This window comes from Pseudomonas sp. PS02290 (assembly GCF_029960075.1).
GTDB lineage: Bacteria > Pseudomonadota > Gammaproteobacteria > Pseudomonadales > Pseudomonadaceae > Aquipseudomonas.
Genome location: NZ_JASCOY010000064.1, coordinates 25,210 through 31,209, shown reverse-complemented (window position 1 = coordinate 31,209; position 6,000 = coordinate 25,210). Strand labels below are relative to the sequence as shown.

Genomic DNA, 6,000 nt, shown 5'->3' with positions numbered 1-6,000 from the left:
GGACAGCTCGGTGTGAACTGCCGAGTGCATGGCGATCACCGCCAGACCACCCAGCTGACCGGTGTAGTCACCCATGGTCGCCTTGGCTTTGATGATCGCGGTCGGGCTGATGATGCCGCCGGCGTCGATGACCATGTCGCCGCCGTTACCCGCAACGTTGTCGTTGTAGATGCCGATGGCAGTGGCGATCGCGCGGCGCTGGGCCACACGGCGCCAGTAGCTGAGCAGGCGGCCTGCAACGAATTCCAGCGGATCCTGCTTGGTGATGTTCTTCACCAGGTTCATGCAGTTCCAGCCTTCGTTGAGGTACGCAGCGCGTGCGCTCATCGATGCGCTGGTGACCGACAGCGGCACCGCGATGTCGGTGTATACGTCGTTCGAGTAGTTCGACTCGATAGAAGCATCCAGATCGACCCACCACGGAATGGTGAAGGTGTTGGATGGGCTCGCCAGCAGCGCGGTCATGTCCGCGTTGGTGGTGAGGATGCCCGACTCGAAGAACGCGGTGCGCTCTACCGAGTTTACGGCGATGTAGTCGCGCAGTTCGTCGCGGAACACGACGTCCGAGAGAATGGTTGGCATTGCAGGTTCCTTTACTTGGCCTCAGCAGCCGCTTTCATGCGTGCGTGCTCGGCGGGGTTGGTTCGGCGAAGCTCTACTCGCTCCATACCGGTCATTTGGTCCCACGTTTTGGTGGCCCCGCCACCCTTACCCCCGGCAGCCCCGCCGCCGTTCGCTTGACTGCCGCGCACCAGTGCTGCGTAGCGCGGCGCTTGCTGAAATTCTTTTGCCAGGTCATCGAGGCTGGCGATGGTCAGGTTGCCGGCGGCATCCGTGACCTTTACTTGGCCGTCTACGATCTTCAGGCGGCGCTGCACGAACTCGGCGAGTATTTCAGCGTTCTCGCCGTCGGCGATGCCGGTGGCGATTTTGCTGGCTGCCGAGGTGAGGTCTCGGCGCTCGATGCTGGCGATAAGCTCGGCTTTGCTGGTGCGCTCGGCCGCGAGTGCTTGCTCGCTGCTGGCGTACAGCTGCTCGAAGTCGCCGCGCTGCTTGGCCGCATCGCGCTCTTGCTGTTCGCGCTTTTCTTCTGCTTCACGGCGCAGGCGCTTGGCTTCCTTCGCCTCATCGAGCAGCGTCTGATTCTGGCGCTTCAGGCCCTCCACATCCTCGCCACCGGTGGGTAAGCCCTCAACGACGAGAACGAAGTCATCGCCCACCGCTTTGTAAATCGCCTGCATGGCTGCATCGAGCGCTTCGTATTCCGCCTTGCTGATCTTGTACTTCATGTCATCCCCCGGATGATTTGCCGTTGGCTCAGCCGCGGGCGTAAAAAAACCGGCTCAAGGCCGGTCGTTTGATGGTTCGGTGTCAGAGTCCCGCTCGCTCGAAGGCCAGCGGCTCAAGGTCCTTCAGTTGCTGCAGGTTCAGGGTCTTGCCGTTGTCGTCGACGAACTTGTCCAGGGTCAGGTCGCCCTTCGTGAACAAGGCATACCGCTTCGGCCCGAGTACGTCGCGCTGGAAAGCGGCAGGTTGCCGTGACAGCCAGTCCTGATAGCTTGTCTTACTGGACACCAGCTCAATACCGTCAGGGCCGATTGAGGGCCGCGTCGAGCCTTTGATTTCGCGGGCGAACTCGCCCTTCAGCACAGGAAGGACGCCCGACCTGCACCCCCAATGCCCTGGCGGCTTAGGGTCATGCCAAGCGTAGATATGCTGATCTCGGGCCTGGCACATCGGACTGGTGTGTGAGTCGAGCGTCGATATCCAGCGCCAGCCTTCCAGGATGTCGTCGTTGGCCTTGAGCGTTTCCATGCGCGCCGTACTGGCGACATGGTTGGTCATGGTGCGAACGAGTGACGACGCCTGATCCTGATGCAACTGGTGAACGCTGGTAAGGCGCCGGCCGATCTGTTGGCTGGTCTCGCCCAGGCTGGAACCGATCTGGATCTCACCGATGATCTCGGCGGCCTTCTTGGTCCCGAACTGGTCAAGCGCACCGCCAATGCTGATCCGCTGGGCACCCTTACGCGCTTCGAGGATCAGCGGGTCAGCCAAGGCGGCAGCGCTCACCATTTCAGCAGATGGCACGTTGAGCTGAACAACCAGCTTCACGACCTTGCCCAGCATGGTGGCGTTGAACTCAGCCTCGTAGGCGGCGAACTCGCCAAGGTCCAGCTGCGCCCTACCCTTGAGGTCGTCGTAGATGCCCCGCAAATCTCCCTGTAGCGTTTCGATCTGCGAGTTGTACCGACGAGTGCCGTAAGCGCTCAGTCCGGCCGTGACGCGATCCTTGGCAGTGTTGATGGCTTTACTGATGAACGATGCCACCCGCTTCAGGTTGCCGCCGGCGTAGCGCTGGACGTAGACCTGGTGTCTGGTGGTGGCGTCCGTCAGATAGCCTTCACTACTCATCGATCACCTCGGGCTGCTTGGTGCCGGTTGGGTCATTCTCGCTGCCCAGCACCGGCGCATCGGCCTCACGGTCTTCGTCGATATCCTCGTCCGTGCGATCCGACTCGATGACGCCCGCTTGGCGCAGGTTGGTACGCAAGTCCTTCTTGGCGATGATGCCCTGCTGCCAGAGCTGCACCTGAGCCAGGATGGCCTGAGCATCCATGACCTGATCGAAGAACTCCTGGTTGAGCCAGAAGACCGTCCCGGCCTCGTCCACGGCGTCCATCATGAAACGCTGGGCGTCGAACAGAGCGAGGCGGATCGCCTCGGAGACGTTGCCCGCGATCGTGCCGAGCACCGAGTTATCGGAGCTGTACCGGATGCGAACTGCTTCCGCCGTTTCAGCACCGCCGCCCTGCTGGACGATTCGGGCGCCGATCATGAGCATCTGCTCTTCTTTGTCCTTCATCAGCTCGCGGGCCAGTTGGCTCTCATCGGCTTGCAGGAAGGTGGCAGTGCCGGATTTGCCGAGGTTGTGGCCTCTACGCGACCCGATCTGCATTCCGTTCGGGTTCAGCTTGATGAAGCTGTCCGGGTCGATGTCCGTGGTGATGAACAGCGTTGGCTGCGAGGCGATGAACCCCGATTCCTCCACCGTGGCGCTGTTGCCATAGTGCAGGATGTTCACCTCAGCCAAGTCCTCAAGCGGGGCCTTGTCGATGCTGGCATCGTTGTTCTGCGCGCCGAAGAAGTGGAACGGGATGTGGTCGAAGGTCTTACCGGTCTTATCCTTCGGCTCGCTCTCTTCGCCGTCTTGCTGGTCTTCGCTGTACACGCGCTGGATGTACCGGCCGCTGATCAGCATCAGCGCGCGGTATTGGTCCTTGGCCGTGAACTCGAAACCGTCCTCGGTGGGCTCGTTGATCTTTTCATGTAGCACGACGAGGGTCAGGCGCTTCACACCGTCGATCACGTCCTCGCGCCAGTTGACGATCGTCTCGGCTGGGTAGAAGTGAACGTAGGCACGCGCCTTTGCTGCTTGGGCAACAGTGAGCGAGGTCTGCCCCTCTGGCATCTGCACCTTCGGGTAATCGACGAGGAAACCGCCGCGGCCAGTGTCCAGGCATTCGCCGGTCGCTTCCTTGCATAGCTGCTCAAGGCTCGCCCCGTCGCCGCTGACGTTCTCCAGGAGATAGTTGATCGCGGCCGGCAGCTCGATCTCCGCCGTCTTGCGGAAGACCGCACCCATCAGCCCGGTGCGCGTGCGACCGGTGACATTCAGGAACATCGCGCGCCGCTTGAGCTGCTGATACCGCTCCTTGTTCTCTTCCGACTTGTTGAGCGGGTCCGGCATCGGCAGGTATTCGTCGTACTTGCGGACCTCACGCGGGCCAGCAACGCAGCGCTTGACCAGCTGCCAGCCGGGCAAGGCCTCCGTGTACTCTGCCCGGACGGCGCTGTAATTGGGCATATCGGCCTCAGAACGTGAAGGTGACAGGGATGTGGGTCATCGGCTTGATGATCGGGTAGTCGTAATGGATGAAGTAGCCGCCGGCGTCGTTAGCGTGGTCAACGCCTGACTTCTTGTCGGGCTCGCCATTGGGCGCCCACACCTGCTGCTCCAAGCCGTCCGCGTAAGTCGGGCAGCGCAGCGGATTGACCAGGTAACGTCTGTCGCCGTTGGCGTTGCAGAACATGGCGTTCATGGCGTTGATCCGGTCCTTCACCGGCGGGTTTGCATCTGGAGCGATGACGCTGAACCCGGCCTGGCGAAGGATGGCGATGTCCGTCTCGCTTGCGTTGACAGACTTGCGTGATCCGCCGGAGGCGTCCGGATAGATCCTGATTTCGCAGGTCTTCTCGTAGTCCTTGCCGGTGTAACGCCAGTAGCGTTCCTTGATGCGCCGGATCATGTCAGGCGTGTCGAAGCCATCAATCAGCTCATCTACTGCGCGAGGCATGCCGTCGGCGCGCTTGACGTGCGTGATCGCCGCCATCTTGCCGACGTTGAAGTCCATGCCGATGAACAGCGGTTCGCCGGGCTCCACCGTGTCGAAACACTGGTTAAGCTTGCGGTCGTAGGCGTGATAGATCGACCCAGCATTCAGGTTGACGAACTGACCATTGAGGTAAGCGAGGATCAACTGAGGCGGGTAAGACTCCATCAGCGATGGGATGTAGTCGGGCGGCAGGTTCAGCTCATTGTCGAACGTGCTGGCTTGCACAAGGCCATACATCCCCTGCATGCCCGGCTTTTCGCGAAGCTGCTTCACGAACTGCTGGTAGACGAACTTGAAACCCTCGGGCGTCGTCGTGACGTCCACGCCATTCTTCAGCCCGGGCGCGTTGTAACGCATCCGCGCGATGATCTTGCGCCAAGCGTGCTCAGCCTTGAGCGCGGGCAACACGTCCAGCTCATCCACCAGGGCGTGACCGATCTTGAAGCCGACAATGGTCTGCGGCTTCTCCATCGAGCGGCAGATCGTCGTGCTGCGATACTGCCCGCCGCTGTAGAACTCGACCTCCTTGTCGCTCTCCTTGGTTTTGACCTTCAGCCCCCAGTCAAACGCCACCTCTTCAATCGTGGGGAAGAAGATGTCGCGGATCTGCGGATAGGTTGGAGCGAAGTAGCCTGAGTTGATGCGCGGCCACTCCCAGACGTGTTTGCAGATGCCTGCGCAACCGACCCACGTCTTGCCCGAGCCGAAGCCTGCAACGAACCCACGAAACTTGTGGGGCATGTTGATGAAGTTTGACTGGGGCACGTTAAGGGTTGGCATCTTGCTTCCTCGCGTCCACCACAACTACTTCGACGCGCTGCGGAGCGAGACCCTGATCGCCGTCCTCCTGCAGTCGTTTGATCTCCGCCTTCCGCTTCTCGATCTCTAAACGCTTCAGCTCTGCGTCCAATGCAAGGTGTCCAGGAGCGGAGAACATGCCGAGGTGACGCCCGATATCGACCAGTGCGCCTTTCTTATCATGGAGCTTGACCTTCAACCCATCCCGGCCTTGAGAGACCTCGGCGATTGCGCCGGCAGTGTTGTCGTCAATCTCGGTGGAGTCGATCAGTGCAAGGCCATGATACGGGACCATGTCCTCCGCACACTCTTCGTCTCCATCAACCACCCGAACCTGTGTCTCACCCCACTTGACGACCTTCCTGATGTCACTGAAGCCAATCTTTGCTAGCTCCTTGAGCACCATGTCCTGGGTGATTTCCACTCGGCCAGAGCGGGCATTCATGCCCTGCCGGATTGCTGCCGAAACACTAACATTGGCTAACAGGCGTGAACCCTGCTCATTTGCTGTCTTCTTGCTGTACCCCGCACGGGTGGCGGCTTGCGTGGCATTCAGGTCTATCAGGTATTCGTCGACAAAGCGCTGCTGTTTTGCTGTCAGCGCCATAGGGAATCCTTTGAGACTTCAGTGCCTCTTTTCAGAAGGGTGTTGAGGAATAGATCAAGAGCAGGTAATGGTGTGGAATCCCATTACAAGGAAGACTCCATGCAAGCGATCAAGCCCCACAGGTTCATTCTGACTCGGACCATTTTTGTTCATACTACTAGCGACGACAGACCTCAGCCGACTCACACATCGTGGCGC

General features: G+C 60.3%; 5 protein-coding genes and 1 pseudogene. All 6 read right to left on the bottom strand.

Annotation, left to right across the window (positions count from 1 at the left end):
- Positions 1-582, bottom strand: a pseudogene (locus tag QMX88_RS21760) (hypothetical protein); the annotation flags it as partial.
- A gap of 11 nt (positions 583-593) precedes the next feature.
- Entirely contained in the window at positions 594-1,289 is a 696-nt protein-coding gene (locus QMX88_RS21755; protein ID WP_282372302.1) for a hypothetical protein, read from the bottom strand.
- 82 nt (positions 1,290-1,371) lie between these two features.
- A complete protein-coding gene (locus QMX88_RS21750; RefSeq protein WP_282372301.1) occupies positions 1,372-2,415 on the bottom strand; it encodes a minor capsid protein in 1,044 nt (347 codons plus the stop codon).
- The gene (locus QMX88_RS21745) at positions 2,408-3,868 is read right to left on the bottom strand and encodes a DUF4055 domain-containing protein (RefSeq protein WP_336620241.1); all 1,461 of its coding nucleotides are present in this window, start codon (positions 3,866-3,868) and stop codon (positions 2,408-2,410) included. The genes QMX88_RS21750 and QMX88_RS21745 overlap by 8 nt, the downstream gene beginning before the upstream one ends.
- Before the next feature lie 7 nt (positions 3,869-3,875).
- Complete coding sequence (locus tag QMX88_RS21740) at positions 3,876-5,177, bottom strand: terminase large subunit domain-containing protein (RefSeq protein ID WP_282372298.1); 1,302 nt, start codon at positions 5,175-5,177, stop codon at positions 3,876-3,878.
- Positions 5,164-5,802, bottom strand: a complete 639-nt coding sequence (locus QMX88_RS21735; RefSeq protein WP_282372297.1) for a terminase small subunit — start codon at positions 5,800-5,802, stop codon at positions 5,164-5,166. Before QMX88_RS21735 ends, QMX88_RS21740 begins: the two co-directional genes overlap by 14 nt.
- Between the last annotated feature and the right edge of the window lie 198 nt (positions 5,803-6,000).